Source organism: Flavobacterium sp., from assembly GCF_027484205.1.
Taxonomy (GTDB): Bacteria; Bacteroidota; Bacteroidia; order Flavobacteriales; family Flavobacteriaceae; genus Flavobacterium.
Map to the genome: position 1 here is coordinate 89,249 of NZ_JAIXUB010000001.1, position 17,796 is coordinate 107,044.

The 17,796-nt window shown below is 28.3% G+C and carries 23 protein-coding genes; 22 read left to right on the forward strand and 1 reads right to left on the reverse strand.

Annotated elements, in window-relative coordinates:
* The first annotated feature begins 313 nt into the window (after positions 1-313).
* From Q0049_RS00300 to Q0049_RS00355, 12 genes are all read left to right on the forward strand, one after another.
* Positions 314-835: a hypothetical protein gene (locus Q0049_RS00300; protein ID WP_298115101.1), complete on the forward strand. Its 522-nt coding sequence runs from the start codon at positions 314-316 to the stop codon at positions 833-835.
* A gap of 165 nt (positions 836-1,000) precedes the next feature.
* Positions 1,001-1,684, forward strand: coding sequence for a hypothetical protein (locus tag Q0049_RS00305; protein WP_298115103.1), 684 nt, complete (start codon positions 1,001-1,003; stop codon positions 1,682-1,684).
* Positions 1,685-1,860: 176 nt separating this feature from the next.
* Complete coding sequence (locus tag Q0049_RS00310; RefSeq protein WP_298115105.1) at positions 1,861-2,313, forward strand: hypothetical protein; 453 nt, start codon at positions 1,861-1,863, stop codon at positions 2,311-2,313.
* A 9-nt stretch (positions 2,314-2,322) separates the two neighbouring features.
* On the forward strand, positions 2,323-2,835 hold the full coding sequence (locus Q0049_RS00315; RefSeq protein ID WP_298115108.1) for a hypothetical protein: 513 nt from the start codon (positions 2,323-2,325) through the stop codon (positions 2,833-2,835).
* A gap of 16 nt (positions 2,836-2,851) precedes the next feature.
* Positions 2,852-3,355 (forward strand): hypothetical protein, encoded by a 504-nt coding sequence (locus Q0049_RS00320; RefSeq protein ID WP_298115109.1) that lies wholly within the window; start codon positions 2,852-2,854, stop codon positions 3,353-3,355.
* Between the two features lie 369 nt (positions 3,356-3,724).
* Positions 3,725-4,120, forward strand: coding sequence for a DUF5071 domain-containing protein (locus tag Q0049_RS00325; protein ID WP_298115111.1), 396 nt, complete (start codon positions 3,725-3,727; stop codon positions 4,118-4,120).
* A gap of 166 nt (positions 4,121-4,286) precedes the next feature.
* Positions 4,287-4,577, forward strand: coding sequence for a hypothetical protein (locus tag Q0049_RS00330; RefSeq protein WP_298115112.1), 291 nt, complete (start codon positions 4,287-4,289; stop codon positions 4,575-4,577).
* A gap of 181 nt (positions 4,578-4,758) precedes the next feature.
* Positions 4,759-5,172, forward strand: coding sequence for a DUF3997 domain-containing protein (locus tag Q0049_RS00335; protein WP_298115113.1), 414 nt, complete (start codon positions 4,759-4,761; stop codon positions 5,170-5,172).
* 99 nt (positions 5,173-5,271) lie between these two features.
* Positions 5,272-5,622, forward strand: a complete 351-nt coding sequence (locus tag Q0049_RS00340) for a hypothetical protein (protein WP_298115115.1) — start codon at positions 5,272-5,274, stop codon at positions 5,620-5,622.
* A gap of 179 nt (positions 5,623-5,801) precedes the next feature.
* The gene (locus Q0049_RS00345; RefSeq protein ID WP_298115117.1) at positions 5,802-6,116 is read left to right on the forward strand and encodes a hypothetical protein; all 315 of its coding nucleotides are present in this window, start codon (positions 5,802-5,804) and stop codon (positions 6,114-6,116) included.
* Positions 6,117-6,366: 250 nt separating this feature from the next.
* Complete coding sequence (locus Q0049_RS00350) at positions 6,367-6,807, forward strand: hypothetical protein (protein ID WP_298115119.1); 441 nt, start codon at positions 6,367-6,369, stop codon at positions 6,805-6,807.
* A 217-nt stretch (positions 6,808-7,024) separates the two neighbouring features.
* A complete protein-coding gene (locus Q0049_RS00355; RefSeq protein ID WP_298115121.1) occupies positions 7,025-8,113 on the forward strand; it encodes a DUF695 domain-containing protein in 1,089 nt (362 codons plus the stop codon).
* 134 nt (positions 8,114-8,247) lie between these two features.
* Here the strand turns inward: Q0049_RS00355 and Q0049_RS00360 are convergent, their stop codons facing one another.
* On the reverse strand, positions 8,248-8,739 hold the full coding sequence (locus tag Q0049_RS00360; RefSeq protein WP_298115122.1) for a hypothetical protein: 492 nt from the start codon (positions 8,737-8,739) through the stop codon (positions 8,248-8,250).
* 240 nt (positions 8,740-8,979) lie between these two features.
* On the opposite strand from Q0049_RS00360, the gene Q0049_RS00365 reads away from it, so the two are divergent.
* The 10 genes from Q0049_RS00365 to Q0049_RS00410 all read left to right on the forward strand — a co-directional run bounded on the left by Q0049_RS00365 (position 8,980) and on the right by Q0049_RS00410 (position 17,703).
* A complete protein-coding gene (locus tag Q0049_RS00365; RefSeq protein ID WP_298115124.1) occupies positions 8,980-9,558 on the forward strand; it encodes a hypothetical protein in 579 nt (192 codons plus the stop codon).
* Between the two features lie 152 nt (positions 9,559-9,710).
* A complete protein-coding gene (locus tag Q0049_RS00370) occupies positions 9,711-10,172 on the forward strand; it encodes a hypothetical protein (protein WP_298115126.1) in 462 nt (153 codons plus the stop codon).
* 185 nt (positions 10,173-10,357) lie between these two features.
* A complete protein-coding gene (locus Q0049_RS00375) occupies positions 10,358-11,008 on the forward strand; it encodes a hypothetical protein (protein WP_298115128.1) in 651 nt (216 codons plus the stop codon).
* Between the two features lie 179 nt (positions 11,009-11,187).
* The gene (locus tag Q0049_RS00380; protein ID WP_298115131.1) at positions 11,188-11,688 is read left to right on the forward strand and encodes a hypothetical protein; all 501 of its coding nucleotides are present in this window, start codon (positions 11,188-11,190) and stop codon (positions 11,686-11,688) included.
* Between the two features lie 155 nt (positions 11,689-11,843).
* Positions 11,844-12,623 carry a hypothetical protein gene (locus Q0049_RS00385; protein WP_298115134.1) on the forward strand — a complete coding sequence of 260 codons (780 nt, stop codon included), beginning with the start codon at positions 11,844-11,846 and terminating at the stop codon, positions 12,621-12,623.
* A gap of 183 nt (positions 12,624-12,806) precedes the next feature.
* Positions 12,807-14,609: a serine hydrolase gene (locus Q0049_RS00390; protein ID WP_298115136.1), complete on the forward strand. Its 1,803-nt coding sequence runs from the start codon at positions 12,807-12,809 to the stop codon at positions 14,607-14,609.
* Positions 14,610-14,919: 310 nt separating this feature from the next.
* On the forward strand, positions 14,920-15,615 hold the full coding sequence (locus tag Q0049_RS00395; protein ID WP_298115139.1) for an SH3 domain-containing protein: 696 nt from the start codon (positions 14,920-14,922) through the stop codon (positions 15,613-15,615).
* 205 nt (positions 15,616-15,820) lie between these two features.
* On the forward strand, positions 15,821-16,378 hold the full coding sequence (locus tag Q0049_RS00400; RefSeq protein ID WP_298115144.1) for an HD domain-containing protein: 558 nt from the start codon (positions 15,821-15,823) through the stop codon (positions 16,376-16,378).
* 60 nt (positions 16,379-16,438) lie between these two features.
* The gene (locus tag Q0049_RS00405; protein ID WP_298115147.1) at positions 16,439-17,014 is read left to right on the forward strand and encodes a hypothetical protein; all 576 of its coding nucleotides are present in this window, start codon (positions 16,439-16,441) and stop codon (positions 17,012-17,014) included.
* Between the two features lie 2 nt (positions 17,015-17,016).
* Complete coding sequence (locus Q0049_RS00410; RefSeq protein WP_298115150.1) at positions 17,017-17,703, forward strand: DUF2695 domain-containing protein; 687 nt, start codon at positions 17,017-17,019, stop codon at positions 17,701-17,703.
* Positions 17,704-17,796 lie beyond the last annotated feature (93 nt).

Here is a 17,796-nt window from a genome sequence, read left to right on the forward strand (position 1 = left end):
GAGTTGTATATAATTCACAGCACCAGAAAGTACCATTAAAAGTTTTGCAATTTACAAATAAATGTGCATTTCGTCGGTATTTTTTAACTTAAATTTAAAAAAACAATAGTTTCATTACTACAAATACAACATAATAAAGAAATAAATGGATTTAAAAATTTGCAACATTTTTTTCGTATATTTGAATACTACACGCTGTTATGTAGCGCAAATATTACCTTATTTGGGTGTATTACCGCTATAACGTAGCGACTATATAAGTTAGTGACAATTGTAAAAAAAACGGAACGAATTCAATAACTTAATTTAACAAATGAAAGAATTTATAATAGAAAACTGGGATAAAATAGTTTCGGGAATTTTAAGTATTTATGCTACAATTTTATCTACTTATACATTTATAAAACAAAAAGACAAACTGAAAGTTGAATTTTCTTTAGGTTATATGCATGTCAAACAGAAGAATTATATGTATAGACTAGCATCAATTAACATAATAAATTTGTCGCAAAATCCACTAAAAATTAAAGGCGCAAAATTTCATGACATTAAAGGGAAAATAGTTGATATTTCTGGTGTTCCTGAAGAAATCACAAAAAATGTGTTGCGTTCAGAAATGGATTTTGAAAATAAAGTTTTTGTTGATGTAAATCAAGAAATGAGCAAATTTGACAAGAAAACTCAAATAAATCCCTATGATGATAGATATTTATACTACGATTATATTTCATTGAAAAAGTATATGGACGATAACAAAGTTATCTATTTTACTGTAACTCATAACAATGGAAAAAAGAAGATAAAAATTACTAATAAAAAGATATTTGACATGTAAACAACTGTCACTAAAAACGGTTTAAAAAAATGGTGTGGCTCGGGATTTTTCAGAAATGGTAATTGTTGAATCAAAGTTTTATTTACATTTGTAATTGGCAGTGAATGAAGTACGCAACTTCTTGTAGCCGCAAAACGTTAGGCTCAACTATTACAACTAATACTTATGGAAGGAAAAAAGCTAATAAGAACATTATTATCATTAAGCATATTATTCATTCTGATTACGATTGGTTTTTATTTATACCAATTTGGTAGTTTAAGACTTTCAGAAAATAACGAAGATTGGTCTAACTTTTCAAACTATTTTAATGGAATTTTGACACCAATATTAACCTTGTTAAATTTACTCATGTTTGCTTACCTAAGTTTTAAATTAGTACAAATTGAGGATGATAGAAATCACTGGACATTACAAGAATTAGCAAGACCATATGCAAATTTAATAACTGAAAACACTTCTGGAAGTGTCGAAATTACGGTTCATAATGTTGGACTTGGGCCAATGATATTAACCGATTTCAGAATTTTCAAAGATCCTGAAAAAACATACAGGAACTTTTACTATTTAATTAATGACATCGCTGATTATGAAAATATAGGTCCAGAAATTCAACCAAAAATTGATTCTTTTGAAGTCAACTCTGAAAGTGGTGCAATTGCGAAAGACAAATCGCATTGTTTATTGAAAGTTTATTTTTTAGAGGATAGTCAACAAAACATGCAATTTTTAGATTTAATACGTATTCATTTGAATGATTATACTCTATCCATAACTTATAGTGATATGTATGGTAGAGAAATAGAATGTATGCGCGAAAAGTTAAATTTTAAACCTTGGAACAACTAGCAGCGCCTAATAGACGTTTCTCGAAATTGCGAATTTTGTGGTAAGTTCACGTTTACGTTTCGCAAGAATTTTTATCTTTAACAGAAAATAATTCGTTCCGAAGTTCGCAACTGACGAGAAGCGGCAGAACGTTGTGCGTCATTTTAACCGAACAAAACCGTAGAAAAAAATAAACAATGTGTGATTTTACCAAAGGCATTAAATTATGTAGTTGTGAAAACGAAACTATAAAATTTCGTGAACAAGAGTTCTATAAAATGTTAGAAGGCGAACTTGTTAAAATTCCCAATAAAAAGAATGAAAATGTCCCCATAATTTTTATTTGGAGATTATTCAAATTGAAATCTAAAAATAATAATTACGAAATTGGAAGGTATATGCTTCCTGTAAACGATATTGGAAATGGATTAGATGCTGAATGGATTGCTTTAAATTTAAATTCAGAAAATTGTTTTGATTTTGATTACACTCCTGATGAGGGTGATAATTTATTCATTCAGACCAACGAAATTGCTTCAGCATATATTTCATTCATTTTTAGGAATGGTCAATGGAAAATTGACCATTACAGCCCTTTTTCGTGGGATATTAGACATGTTAAAGATGGACAAATTAAGGAAACTTTATAAAAAGTAATAATGTTTGAAATAATAGATATAAATTTCGTTGAAGCAGATATACTTGAAAAAGAAATAATTTCTTTTCACATTCCTCATTCAAAGATGCTTAATGAAGACCACAAATATTTTAAAAAAAGAATTGTTTGGACTTTAATAGAATGGAAAGACACTGAAGATTATCCATATAAAGAAATTGAAGAAGACGAGAAAAACGGAATTCGTTATCATGAAATACCTGAACAAATAGTAAGTGAAATTAATGGAATTACAAGTGAATCTATTAAAGATAAAATTAACGTGAATGATTGTTTTGCTTTTAATTACAACCCAAGAGAATTCGATAAATTGATATTGAGAAGTGATTACGAGTTTCAAGAGATTAAAGCAATTAGACAGCCTTACAATAGAATATTCAAATATATTGCTCTGACTTACAAAAACGGAGTTTGGGAGATTGATGAGAAAGTGGAAAAAAGAGTTTTTAAGAAAAGTAGAACAGGAATAGTAAAAATAATGTTAGAAAATGAATAATGAAAAAAACAGAAAAATGAATGAAAATATAAGATATAGAATATATAAAACCAGTATAAATATTTTCTTTATTTCAATTTATAGTAATTCAAAAGTTTATGAAATCAAAAGTGGTAAAAGTTCAATTTTACCGGGAATAAAATATTCAATAATAACAATTTTATTTGGATGGTGGGGATTTGGATTTCCTTGGAAAAAAATTCAAGAGTTAAAAAATTCATTAACGGCATTACATATAAATTTCTCTGGTGGAGAAGACTATACCAAGGTAATAACTGAAATGGATTACGAAGAAAAAACAGTTTGGGTTTATAACAATCTAAAACATGAACTTTTTGAAAAAACTAATATTGAAACTATTGACATTATTATTGATTTACAAACTAATTCAAAATTGACTCTTGAAGGAAATATAATTTTTATAATTGAAAGTTTAAAAAAGTTGAACATTGTAAACTTAAGAAATTCAGATATAGAAGAAATTATTAATAAAATAAAGCAGTTTGATTATAGAAATTAAATGAAAAATGAAATGAAAAAATTAAATATAATTTTAATTGTATTCTTAAGCTTAACTTCTTTAATATTTGCAGTATTAAATAACTCTAACGCATAAGATTTAAAAACAACTGAAGTAGAACTAAATTCAGCAAGAGATTCTTTATCAATGTATCAAGGGAATTATAACAAATTGAATGTACAATATAAAATTTTGGAAAAATCACTTGAAGAAAAATAAAACCGAACGGCTAACTGCAGTTACAAGAAATTGCTAGGCTTGATTTTTGTCAGAATTCGTTATGCAGAATCAAAGTTTTGGTTATATCTGTAATTGACAGTGAATGAAGTACGCAACTTCTTGTAGCTGCGAAACGTTAGCAGATATAGCATGAAAAAAGAACATCAAAACATATTAGAATTAATTCCTAAAGATAAAGGTGATTATAAAACTGCTCAAAATCTAAAAAAACACAATATTTCGAAATTAAAATCAATTATACCAAAATTATTGGAATGGATTCAAGATATGAATTGGCCAATTTCAGTAATAGTTGCTGAATATTTAGTCGATAATTTTAGTGAAATAGAAAACGAAATATATCCAATACTAAATACTAACGATGACATTTGGAAATGGAATGTAATAAATATTTTTAAGGATTTAATTGGAGATGAAAAAAGCATTGAATTAATAAAAAGAATAGCTGAAAATCCAACAGAAATGGAAAAACTTGAAGAATTAGATTTACTATGCAAAGAAGTTATTGAAAAACGAAAATGGTAAAAACTACATCTGCTAACAGCAGTTACAAGAAATTGCTATGCATGGGATTTATCAGAATTGGAAATTGTTGAATCAGAGTTTTGTCTATATTTGTAATTGTCAGTGAGTGAAGTACGCAACTTCTTGTAGCGGCGAAACGTTAGCATCAATTTTAAATTTACGATGTATGTCATTTTTGAAAAATATATTTGGGAAAAAATCTAATGAAGAAGGTACTTTAACTCAAATTAGATTTACAAAAGATAACATTAAAAATTTCCCGAAATACGAAGCACTGTTGATTGATGGAAAAATAAAGTTTGATTCTTCTGGAAGGCTTCGTTATCTGCATGGAGCACCCGTTGGAGATATGTTATTAATAAGAATGAATAAGGATGGTAAAGCTGTCTACAAAGAGTCTGCTAAAGAATGGTTTGATCCAGAAAGTCAAAAAGCAAAAGACTTTTTTTGGAAGTAAAAACTGCTGCTAACATTGGTTTTCATCAATGGCAAGGCTTGGGATTTATTTGTCATTGGAAAGGTTTTTAATTTAAAGTTTTGTTAATACTTGTAAAGGCTTGGGCTTGGTTCGTCACCACTTCTTGAAGCCGCGAAACTTTAGCCGTCAGTTTGACAGAACGCAAAAAAATCTAAACAGAATGAAAAAAATAATTAGTTTAATATATTTTTCAATTTTAATGAATAGCTGTGCTTGGCTTGATGAAAGTGAACATCAAAAAATTATTGGACAATATGAAATTGGCTGGAACGACCTAGAATCTAATCGAGCAATTACGAAAAAAATCGAAAATTCTGAAAGTAATTATCAAGAAATTGTTGGATGTTATGTTTTTGCAGTCGGTCATAATGAAAATTTCATAATAGCAAAACAACACCAAAATTTTAATTCGAAAACTAATTATTACTTAATAGATATTAAAAAAAATGAAAAAGATTACTCAAAAGGTGTTTTCGGACCTTTAAACGAAACCGAATTTGAAAAAATGAAAACAAAATTTAATATTAAAAACTTAAAATTTGACTTAAAATTTGCTGATGAACCATATAATTAAATCAAACAAAAAATCGAAAAGAAAAAATCGAAAAGAAAAACTCATAAAAGAAAAAAAACGAACGGCTAACAGCAGTTTACAAACATTTTTTACATCGTTATGAAAGAACTTTATCCTGAATTAATAGACTATATTTTCCAACATTGTTGGAAATATTACTCTGAAATAGAGAAAGAAGCAATCGACCATCATATTGGAGCTGTGAAGTTTGATAAATTTGCTTTTCAAAGTCAGAAACTTGATGATGCAAAAACCAGATTTTCAACAGAAAATCCAGAAGCTTTAAAATTATTGGAGAATGGTTACTCAGAATTTATTAAAACTACAGCGACTAGAATTTTTAATGAGCACGAAAACGAATTGGAATTGAATTTTTGTCCTGGATGTGGAAAAATAGCCAGAACTCCAAAAGCCAAACAGTGTAGGTTTTGCAGAAATGATTGGCACTAAAAAACGGCAGCTAACAGCGGTTTCTCTCAATTGCGAATTTTGTAGTAAATTCACGTTTACGTTTCGCAAGAATTTTTATCTTTAACAGAAAAAAATCAGTTCCGAAGCTCACAATCTCTCCAAGCGCCGAAACGTTAGCAGAAAGCGTCTCCAAAAATCACGTAACTAAATATGAAAAGATGTTTAAATTAAAAAAAATAACAATTTTACAAATTGAAAAATTTTTAACAATTATATTTTTCTTGATTTTTGTAATCTTAACAAGAAACACATTAATTGAATCTTACAATAGAATAGAAGATTTGAATACTGAAAAAACTATCAGAATTGTAAATGATAAATCTCAGAATGAAAATTTGGTTAATTTTACAAAAAAAGACAAAGCTAATTTCTCAAATCATTTGGATGTTTTAATTTTACTCATAATTGGTTTTTTTATTATGTTTTACAAGGTTCAGAAAAAAATAAATGTAGAAAAAAATAAAATTGAATAATCGGTTTTTAAAAGTTAAAACTAATTGCAAAATAATTGCAAAACAAAAACAGAATTACTAAAAAAAACGGCTTCTACTAACAGCCATTTGCACCAATGACGAGGCATGGGATTTATCAGAAATTGGAAAGGTCTTTAATTAAAAGTTTTGGTTACATTTGTGAAGGCTTGGTCTTGGTTTATCGCCACTTCATGAAGCCGCGAAACGTTAGCGGTAATTTTAAAAAACGCACGTGAATAAAATACGAAACATGAAATATCAAATCAAAACCGATTATAAAAGACTTGGACTTCATGATTCTCATCTATCTGAAATCAAAATAGAAAATGATAAAATTTTTATAAATTTAGATTGGGGATTTTTAGAAAATTATTCCGAAGATAAAACTATAGAAGCAATTATATTTGATAAGGCTAAACTTAATTTAGATAATATTTACAATCAATCATTTAAAAAGTATGATGAAATTGGTTTTGTAGATATTGAGAAACCTGATAATTTTGAATTAGATGAATGGCTTGTAATGGAAAATAAATATCAATTCAATGACAACAAACATATTTTTACATTAAGTATAACAAACTATTCTTTGTACTTACAATGGACAATAGTTTGTATAAATGCAGAATTAAATTGGGACAAGTTCATTTTACATAAGAATTGGCTAACAGGAGAACAGTCGTTGGGATAAAACACTATCGCTAACACAGGTTTTATGCTATTGCTGCGCTTGGGCTTTTTTGGACGCTTGGTCTCTTATCTTTTTTCTTTTTCATCACGTTTTATTTCCAAAAGTTTTCGGTATATTTGTTATCGGCTGTGATAAAAGCAGCAACTGTCGCAAAGCGGCATTACGTTGGTGGCAAGACTACATCAACAGACAAAAAAATCAATAAATAAAGAAAAAAATGAACTTTTTAAAAAATATATTTGGCAAAGAAAACACCAAAATAAATTCAAATAATGACTTTTGGAATTGGTTTCTACAAAATGAAAAGACTTTTTTCAATGTTGTAAAAAACAACAATAATATACATAAAAACTTTTTTGATAAAATTTCTCCCAAATTGGCGGATTTAAGAGAAGGATATTTTTTTGTGTCTGGAATGTTTAATGACGAAACCGCTGAACTCGTTTTGACAGCAGATGGCAACGTTAAGAATATTAACTTTGTAGAGGAACTTGTAAATGCTGCACCAAAAATTGAAGGATGGAAAATAACTGCTCACAAAGAACCAATGGATATTGAAAATATAGAAATTAAAATGGGAAACTATATTTTTAATAGTGAAAATATTTTCTTTTACTCAAACGATTTTAAAGAATATCCAGATGAAATTGATATTTCTGTAATTCACAATGAATTGAATGATATAAACAAAGAACAAGTTGGTAATGGTACTTATATTTTTCTAGATAATTATTTGGGGGAAATTGATTTTATTAATAACATTGATAATTTATCAATAATAGGAAAACAAGAAAGTCAAAAAGAGCTAATTCCTATATCTAAATTAAAAGATTTTCTAAATTGGCGTAGAAAAGAATTTATTGAAAAATATGAAGGTGTTCGATATAATACAGAAGATGATGAATATTCAATAATGGAAGCCGAATTGGAAAGTGGAAATAAATTATTAGCTGTAATTAATACAACATTGTTAAATTGGGATAGAAAAGCATCACATCCTTGGATTTGTATCTTAACAATGAAGTTTGATGGAAAAGATACAAATGGAATGCCAAATGACAATGATTATAAATTACTTAATGAAATTGAAGAAGAAATTTTACAAAACCTAATTGATAAAGATGGCTATTTGTATATCGGAAGACAGACTGCTAACAGTGAACGTGACATTTATTTTTCTTGCAATGATTTTAGAAAACCGTCAAAAGTTTTTGATGAAATTCAAAGAAAATATCACAACAATTTTGAAATAGATTTTGAAATATTTAAAGACAAATATTGGCAAGCATACGAAAGATTTACATAAAAGCCCAGCCACCAACATGCAGTTTGGCAAACAGTTTATAAAAACTACTAAAAATAAAAAATATATTAATTATGAGTGATAAAGAAAAACCAGAAAAACCTACAAATCAATCAGAAAAACCAACTGATGGAGGTTCAACATTTATAACTTTGAATGATGAAACACCAAGCCGAAATACAACAAACAAAGACTAACCAAAATAGCAAAGTTTTAAAAGCTTTATTATAAGAAGTGGAAATTATAGTCAAATGTTTACCGTTTATCTCAATTGATTTTTGGTAAGTAAATAGAATATTAATTCTTGACTTTTCTTCTGTTTCTGAAGTTATTTTATCGAAGTTGTCTGGCGCAATTCCATTAAACCTTAAATCTAAAGGAGTAATGGCTTTTCTTGTATGGAATACGATGATGCCTCCGAATAATACTATTGAATAAAGTATGTAGCTTTTTAACGTATAAAACTTACCTTCTATAATGTCAGAAACAGAATATCCGAAAACGGCTAATATTAAAGTTAATAAATAAAAAAGTCTATTTCTTGTTTCTCGTATAGAGTCATTGATGTGAATAAGCAAATCTTTTGCTTCACTTAATTGAATACTAAATAATTCGTTTTTTGTTTTCATATTTGTAAAATTAAACATTTTCACTTAATTCAGTGGAAAATAAAACCGATTTGCCAACACAGGTTTTATGCTATTGCTGCGCTTGGGCTTTTTTAAAGGTTTGGTCTCTTATCTTTTTTCTTTTTTTAAAACGTTTTTTCTTTCAAAGTTTTCGGTATATTTGCTTTGGTCTTTGACAAAAATCAGCAACAGACATAAAGCCTGGGAACGTTAGCTGCCATTTTCATAACACTCGATTTTATGAGAAACTATATCTTTATTTTAACTCTAATTGTCTTATTTGGATGTTCAACTCCAAAGCAGCTTAATGATTACTATAGTGAAGATAAAAACATAAATCTTTATACTTTTGTAGGCAAGAAAATATCTGTAACAGAATTTGATCCAAACGCAGAAGAAAAAGGAGAAACTATTGTTGACAAAGTGACTGGTGAAAATCAAGTTAGAAAGTCGCACATAATGGATTTAGGATTTCGATGTAAATATTCAGTCCTGAAAAACGTCTTCAATAAATTAGAAAACGACACTATTGATTTTGTTGCTTATGATCATTACGGAAATCCCAGGTTTTCGGAATATAAAACTGTATTACTTTACATTTCAAAAAGCACAAAAGGAAATTATTATTTTCATCAAAAATATCAGTTCGACTACTTGGAAAAAACTTCTGATGGAAAGTTTTATGGATACACATATGACAGAAAAGAAAAAAGAAAAAGAATCACATTTAAAAACAAAAAAATTGCCAGTATAGAAGATTTATTTGTTAAGAAAAAAGAAGAAGTATTCAAATCGCTATTTAAAAAAAACGGCAACTAACAGCCGTTTCTCGTAATTGCGAATTTTGTAGTAAATTCACGTTTACGTTTCGCAAGAAATTTTATCTTTAACAGAAAACAATTAGTTCCGAAGTTCGCAACCTCACCAAGCGCTGGAACGTTAGCCATTATTTTACCTAAACGACACGAAAAATGAAAAAATCGACCAAAATTTTCTTGACAATACTTCTAACTTTAATAATTGGAATTTTTATTCATCCACAGAAAGTAATTTATGAGGCAAATATTGAAGGAAAAGTAGTTGACGAAAACAATAAGCCTGTTATCAATGCAATAGTTTACAGAATTGAAAAAGAATATTATACAAATGAGGAAATTGGATCTAATGAATCAAGAGATTTAAGAACAGAAAGTGTAAAAACAGATGATAGTGGAAACTTCAAGTTTTATGAAAAATCAAGAATCGATTGGTTTCATACTCCATTAGATTTACCAATTGGCTACTGTTATGCAGAATTCGAAATTGAGAAAAATGGATTTGAATTTTACAAAACAAAGTTTGGTGAATTTGAACAATACAGAATTGAAAATTGTTACGCTTGTGAAAAAGTATTATTTAAGCCAATTATTACTTTAAAAGTAAAAACTAAATAGAAATTTAAAACAGCACTAAAAAAAAATAACGGCTAACAAGTGTTTGTAGCAATTGCGAATTTTGTGGTAAGTTCACATTTACGTTTCACAAGAATTTTTATCTTTAACGGAAATTCGTTCCGAGGTTCTCAACTGCGTTAAGCGGCGGAACATTAGACACAATTTTATCGCAGAAAACTAAAAAAATGAGAAATCTAATAATTACATTTTATTTATTAATAAGTGCAATAACATATTCACAAAACGCAGAAAACAATTTTCCAAGTATTGTTGAACAGAAAACAGCTTATTTTCATAAAGACAACTTAAAACCATTTACTGGAAATCTTATATTTAAAGATGATGAAACAAATTTAATAATTAAATCAAAGATTATAAATGGTTTTGAAACTCTTTCTGAAGTATATAATCAAAAAAATGAACTTGTTCGATTATTAGAAAATGGAATTGATGCTGAAATACAAAAAACAACAACACATAAATCTAAATTTTTACCTAAAGATAAATTTACTGACACATTAAATATTGAGCATAAAACTGTTATTATTAGCTATATAAATAACAATAAAACCAAAGAGAAAATAAAATTTAATGGTATTGTTTCATTTAACAATACTAAACTATACTATAAAAATGGAATAATCTTTAAGATAGTAAATTTTTATGATGAAGATTTTAAAAGAATAAAAGAAAGCTATGAAATATTTTATACTGAACTTGGAAATATAGAATTTGCTGGTGAAGAGAAAATATTTAATGGAAACTACAAAAAATGGAATGAAGAAGGAAAAGTAATAGAAAGTGGAGTATACAAACAAGGGAAAAAAGTAAAATAAAAAACTGCGTATAACAGCTGTTTGGCAAGATTGTTAATTTTGTAGTAAATTCAAGTTTACTTATCGCAAGAAATTTTATCTTTAACATAAAATAATCAGTTCCGAAGTTCGCAACTAACGAGAAGCGGCGGAACATTAGCAGTCATTCTGCGAGAAAATCTGAAAATCAAGAATTCATTATGAAAGAACAAATATTACTTTTAATTTCATTCTCTATATTTTTCCTTTCTTGTAATAAAACAGAAGATAAAACTTCTGAATTTTTAAAAAAATATGATAAAATCAGACTTATCTCTTATAACAAACACAGAGATGTTTTCAGACCAAAATATGAATTAAAAATAGAAAAAGACACCATTCAAATACCAAACATAAAGGTTATTGATAATATTGTCTTAGACAAATACTTTTCACAAAAAATAGCAGAAGTTTTACTTTCGACAGAAAAAGAATGTATAGTGGCTGATTGTTACAATCCAAGACATCTAATCTTATTTTATAAACAGAATAAAATTGTTGACTTTTATGAGTTCTGTGCTGAATGTGGTGGAAGTAGACAATCAAAAAATATTAATTTTCCAGAACTTTGCACAGAAAAAGGAGACAGAATTATTGAAGTTTTTAAAGACCTGAAATTGAAAAATGACGGCGAAGAAACTGAAAATTACAAATATTTCTAATAAGAACGACTGCTAACAGCGGTTGCAAAAAATGGCGTTGCTCGGGATTGATTTGAATTGAGAAAGATTTTTAATTAAATTTTCGGTATATTTGTGAGGGCTTGGTCTTGGCTTATCTCCACTTCTTGTAGCCGACGAACGTTTTCTGCTATTTTATGAAAAGTGAAGAATCAAAGGAAATTTTAACAAGTGTAGCTAAATCTCTATTTAGTACTATTCCTTATGCTGGCACTGCATTAACAGAATTAGTGTTTGATTATAATGGAAGGTTAAAACAAAACAGATTAAATAAATTTATTGAAATTCTTGCTGAAAGCTTCACAAAAAATTCTGATATAAATTTAAACAATATAAAAACAGAACATTTTAATGACTTATTTGAAGCTGTTATAAAAAGAGTAGTTAGCACAAAATCAGAATCAAAATTGAGAAGATTTAAAGACATTTTGATTAACGAATTAATAAATCCAACCGAATCAGATACTGTTGACATTTATCTTGATTTAATTAACAATTTATCAGATAACGAAATTTTAATTCTAAACCATCATCGCCACTTTGACAAATCTTATATTAAAGAAATTGCCCGTCGTGATGAATTAAGGGAAGAACTCAATAAAGCTTTAGAAAACAAAAAACGTGAATCAAATATTATGGATATATCCTCATCCTCGCATAACAATGAGACAATTAGAGCAATTGAGACAGAAATTCGTATGATAGAGGAAAAACATAATAAATTAAAAGAATTTCGTTCGCCTGCTTTTTACAATTTGGATGAGAATAAATATTTTTTCTATATCCAAAGATTATATTCTCAAGGTTTATTAATTGACATTGGTATTGGCAGAATTGGAACAGAGCCATTTTACATTATGAGTATAACAGAATTTGGAATTAATTTTCTAAAGTTTCTTAAAGACTTTAAAGATTAAAAAATACAGATAACACAAGTTTTATGCTATTGCTTCGCTTAAGCTTTATTTAGAAAGTTTGGTGATAATTTTTTTTAATCACGCTTTCTCTCTCAATTTTTCGGTATATTTGTTAAAACAAGTCTTAAAACACAACAGACGTCAAGCCAAAAAACGTTCTGTGATGTTTCAAAAAATATATCTATGAAAATAAGCATCTTAATAATATCCCTTTTTATTTTTGGACAAACTTTTGGCCAAAATAAACAATTGAAAGACAGAATTAATCAAGTAGAAAACAACTTAATTCCCTATGTGCCTGTAAAAGGTTTTAATGGTTGGAATATTATTGACAGAATGAAGTATTACAAAGTTCCAGGATTAAGTATTGCTGTAATAAAAGATTACAAAATTGACTGGGCTAAAGGATATGGATTAGCAGACACAATTCAAAAAACAAAGGTTACAACCGAAACGATGTTTTCAGCAGGTTCAATCAGTAAATTTTTAATGGCAGTTACAGCTCTTAAATTAGTTGAAGAGGGAAAAATTGGCTTGGATAGCCCAATTAATGATTATCTCACTTCTTGGAAAATTACCGAGAATGACTATACCAAAAAAACGCCTGTTACTCTAAGAATGTTGTTAAGCCATTCGGCAGGTACTTCTCAAACTTCCTATTTTGGTTTTACACCAACAGAACCACTACCAACGATTGTAGATGTGTTGAATGGTGCGAAAATTTCACAAACAAGAGCTGTAGTTGTAAATAGTGAACCCAACAAAGAATTTCGATATTCTGGTGGAGGTAGTATGATTGCGCAAATGGTTTTGATGGACGTTAGCAAAAAGAGTTTTGGTAATTTAACACAACAAGTACTATTTGACAAAATTGGAATGACCAACTCAACATTTGAACAACCAGTTCCAGAAAAATTTTCTAAACAATGTTCTTGGGCTTATTCGCAAGCCTCATGGTTTAAAGGAATGCCTTATGTCTATCCACAACAAGCAGCAGCAGGTCTTTACTCAACTCCAACTGACTTGGCTAAATTTTTCATAGATGTTCAAAACTCATTCAATGGAAAAGGCAAAGTTTTGAGTGAAGAAATGACAAAAAAAATGCTAACATCGCAAGTAAATGTTTCTGATGGTGGCTATAAAGAACAAATGGCAATTGGACCATTTCTAATTCAACGTACAGACAACAAAGACCCAAATGGAGTTTACTTTGAATTTACTGGTGTTAATGCAGGTTTCTTGGCTTATGGAATAGCGAGTGTACAAGGAGGAAATGGAGTTATTGTAATGCTTAATTCTGGTGACAATCAAAACGGAATTGGAAAAGAAATTAGAAGAGCCGTAGCCAAAGTGTATAATTGGACTAACTTTTTACCCGATGAAATTCAACCAATCAATCTGCCTGAAGATGAATTAAACAAAATGGCTGGACGATATAGAATGGCTACAGACGAAGTACTTTATTTAAGAAAAGAAAAAAACTATCTAGTAGAGAATATAAACAATGGAAATGAAATTTACTGCTTCCCAATCTCAAAAGATAGCATTGTATTTACGGATTACAACATCAAGGGCTTCTTTAAAAGAAATGAAAATGGAGAAATAATCGGGCTTCAAAATATTTATCAAGAAAAGCCAATGCCAAAAATGAAAGACAATGAATTTTCGCCAAGTGAATATTTAAATATGCAGCAATATGATGAAGCCAAAAAAGCATTTGCAGCAATGAAAATGAATGAAGGACAAATTACATACTTAGCCTATGACTTGATGAATAAAAAGCCATTAAACCCATTTGCCGTAAAAACCATTTTAGATTTAGCAACAGAGCAACATCCGAATTCTTCAATGGTTTACAGTCGTTGGGGTGACTATTATTTAAAACTAAATGACAAACAAAATGCATTAAAGAGCTATCAAAAAGCCATAGATCTTGACCCAAACGACCAACAAACAAAAGATATTTTGGAAACCTTAAAAAAATAAACAACTGAATTTATAAAGAAAAGAAAAATGTCATTTAAAATGATTCGTCAATTGCATGAAAAATCAATCATTCCTACTGATGTTTCGATACAAACTTATTAAAAGACACAATCGCTAATAGTGTGCAAAACTTCATTACTTAGTTTTCGTTAAGTAGTGCGATTTGTTACTATTTTCGTTTTGAGTTAATCCAAAATCTCTGTTGCCAAGATTTAACGAGTTTTCCGAACGAATTATTTTTATAACTATATAGATTTCGAAAACTTACATAAAAAAGAAAATTTTAAATTAATAAAGTTTTTCGTTAAAAATGAGAAAAATAAATTTATACTTAATAATACTTGTTTCAATTTTTCTAACAAACAAGTCGTTTTCACAATCTATAATTAATGACAAAGATGGTTTTGTAAATGTCCGAAAAGAGGCTAATAAAGACAGTCAATTAATTGATACCTTAAAAAATGGTCACATAATATATGATTTAGAACGAGAAGGAAATTGGGTAAATATCGATTATTTTAAAAATAACGAATCTTTAAGCGGTTATATTTACAACGATAGGTTTAAACGAATCGAGAAATTTAAAGAAATTAAGAGAAAAACAATCAGTGCTAATGAGGTAGTTTTAGGCAATGATAGTATTGAAATTAGAGTAACTGAGGCAAAATTTGAACCTAAAAAACACAAATTCACTTATTCGAAGGAAAATAAAAAGGTAATTACTCTCATTGATAAAAAGCAGTATTACGGAACTGATGGCGAAGTACCAAAAACACAATATGAAGAAATTAAAATGAAGATTAAAGATAAAGTAATTATACTTCCAAAAAGTGCGACAGAAAATTTATATGAACCGAGTATAAATAAAATTACTGTTCATTATGACGAAATTAATAAAACAATCTACATAGATTCAATTAATAGCGATGGTGCTGGCGGTTATGTTGTGGTTTGGAAAATAAAAAAAGAAAAATTTGAAGACAGATATATATTTTATGGTTTTTAATTTAACAAAAAAAGCTAACCCTAACTCCAGTTTTTAATTCTGTTTATGCTTACGCTTGCCATTTTGTTATTCGCGAAAAGTACTCAGATATTTTCAATTTAATCTTTCAAATTAATTCAGTAAATTTGTTTTGCTAGTGATTGCACCAACATCAGGCGTAAGCCGAAACACGTTAGTCGCTTTACTAAAAACTTGAATAAAAAACATGAGCGAATTACAAACAAAGTATCAAAATGCAATAAAGTTTGCTGCAAAAAAGCATGCTGATAAAAATCAATTAATCCCGGGAACAAACTTATCTTACGTAGTTCATTTAAGCAATGTTGCAATGGAAATTTTAATTGCTTCTCAAAAAACAGAAACGTTTGATACAGAATTTGCAATTCAAGTCGCTTTACTCCACGACATATTGGAAGATACAGAAACTACTTTTGATGAACTTGTAAATGAATTTGGAGAAGAAATTGCAAAAGCAATTTTATCTTTAACAAAGAACTCTAATATTCCAAAAGAAAAAAGAATGGACGATAGTCTAAATCGTATTAAAGAATTGAAGAAAGAAGTTTGGGCAGTAAAATTGGCAGACAGAATTACAAACTTACAAGTTCCACCAGAACATTGGAGTATTGAAAAGATTACAGAATATCAAAAACAAGCTGTTCAAATACATAATTCCTTAAAAGGCGGAAATGAGTACTTAGAAAACAGACTTAGTAAAAAAATATTAGATTACTTAAAATATTGCGTAACAACTACAGAATAATTACTGATACGAACATCGATTTCAATAATTTACAACAAAAGATAATTTTAAAATTTGAATATGAGAACCAATTCGAAAGTTAAAAAAGATGAAAAGAGCAATTTAAAAAAACATAAAAAAATCATCAATTTATCAGTAATAACAGGATTCCTTTTTTTATTGATTTGGATTTTCTTTTTTTATCAAAAGACATTTATAGATATTAAAATTGTATTAGCATTACTTTTCATTCCGAGTTTAATTGTAACAATACTTTTCTATAAAAAATTTGTGCCAATAAGTTTAGAAAACACTCTCCTGAATATTTTATCATACATACTCGTCTATTTTCTTATTACTATTCCAATTGGTAATTTTGTAGTAATTTTATTTTTTTCGATAAACACTTTTCTAGCTTCTGATCATATTGAAAAAGTAAACTTGAAAATCGAAAATGTGAATGTCACAAAAATCCGAAAACGAACACTTAACAAAAATAACTACTATTCCCATTTTGATGTTACCTATAATGGCGTTTTAAAAAGATTTAAAACGGGAGATACACCAATTGATGAACTTGAAAACAAAACTGTAGAGTTCAAGTTAGCCAAAGGTTTTTTTGGATATTATATAATTAAAGGACGCAAAATTCAATAATAATGATACTACTTACAGAAAAACAAGCCAATGATTTAATCACGTTTGTAGAAGATAAATTAACTACAAAATCGTGCAATCACAAATTAACTTTTGCAATGCAATGGGCAAAAAAAAATAAAATTGACTTAGAAGATTTTGAAGATTTGATGTTGGAACAAGGTTGCGGTTGTGATTGCGAAGTGGTTTTGAACTTACCAAATGAAGGCGATTTAGAGTTGGAAGAAGAAAAAGAAAAAAACGATGATAACATAAACCCATTCAAAATCCCAGCTATTTTTGTTGAAGACTTATCGAAATTGTACGACAAAGCACTTTTTACAAGTGATGATTTAGATTATAATATCCACACAAGTCCAAATGAAATTTTAATTCCAGCACCATACGGATATAAACCTAAAAAAAAAATGCCCAGAAGCGACTGGTTTTTCATTAGTTCAATAAGTGAAATGCCTAATGGTTTAGGTTTTGTAAAGCAAATTGAACCCATTTCAGCAATTGAATTTTCAAAAAAAATAAGAAACTCAAATATTGAATGTTTAAAAGACTTTTCGCCAAGAGCGGCATCTTATTATTTTTCAAGAATCGAATTGCAACAAATTGGTAATGGAATGTGGTGCCATTTTTTAGAAAGAACAGGAATTGGAGGATTTAGTGTAGATTTAAAAATTAACAAAGCAGTAAGATGATAAAAACTTACACTAAAAGCGGTTTGATAAAATGGCAAATTTTATGGTAAATACAAGTTTATATTTTACAAGAAATTTTATCTTTATCAGAAA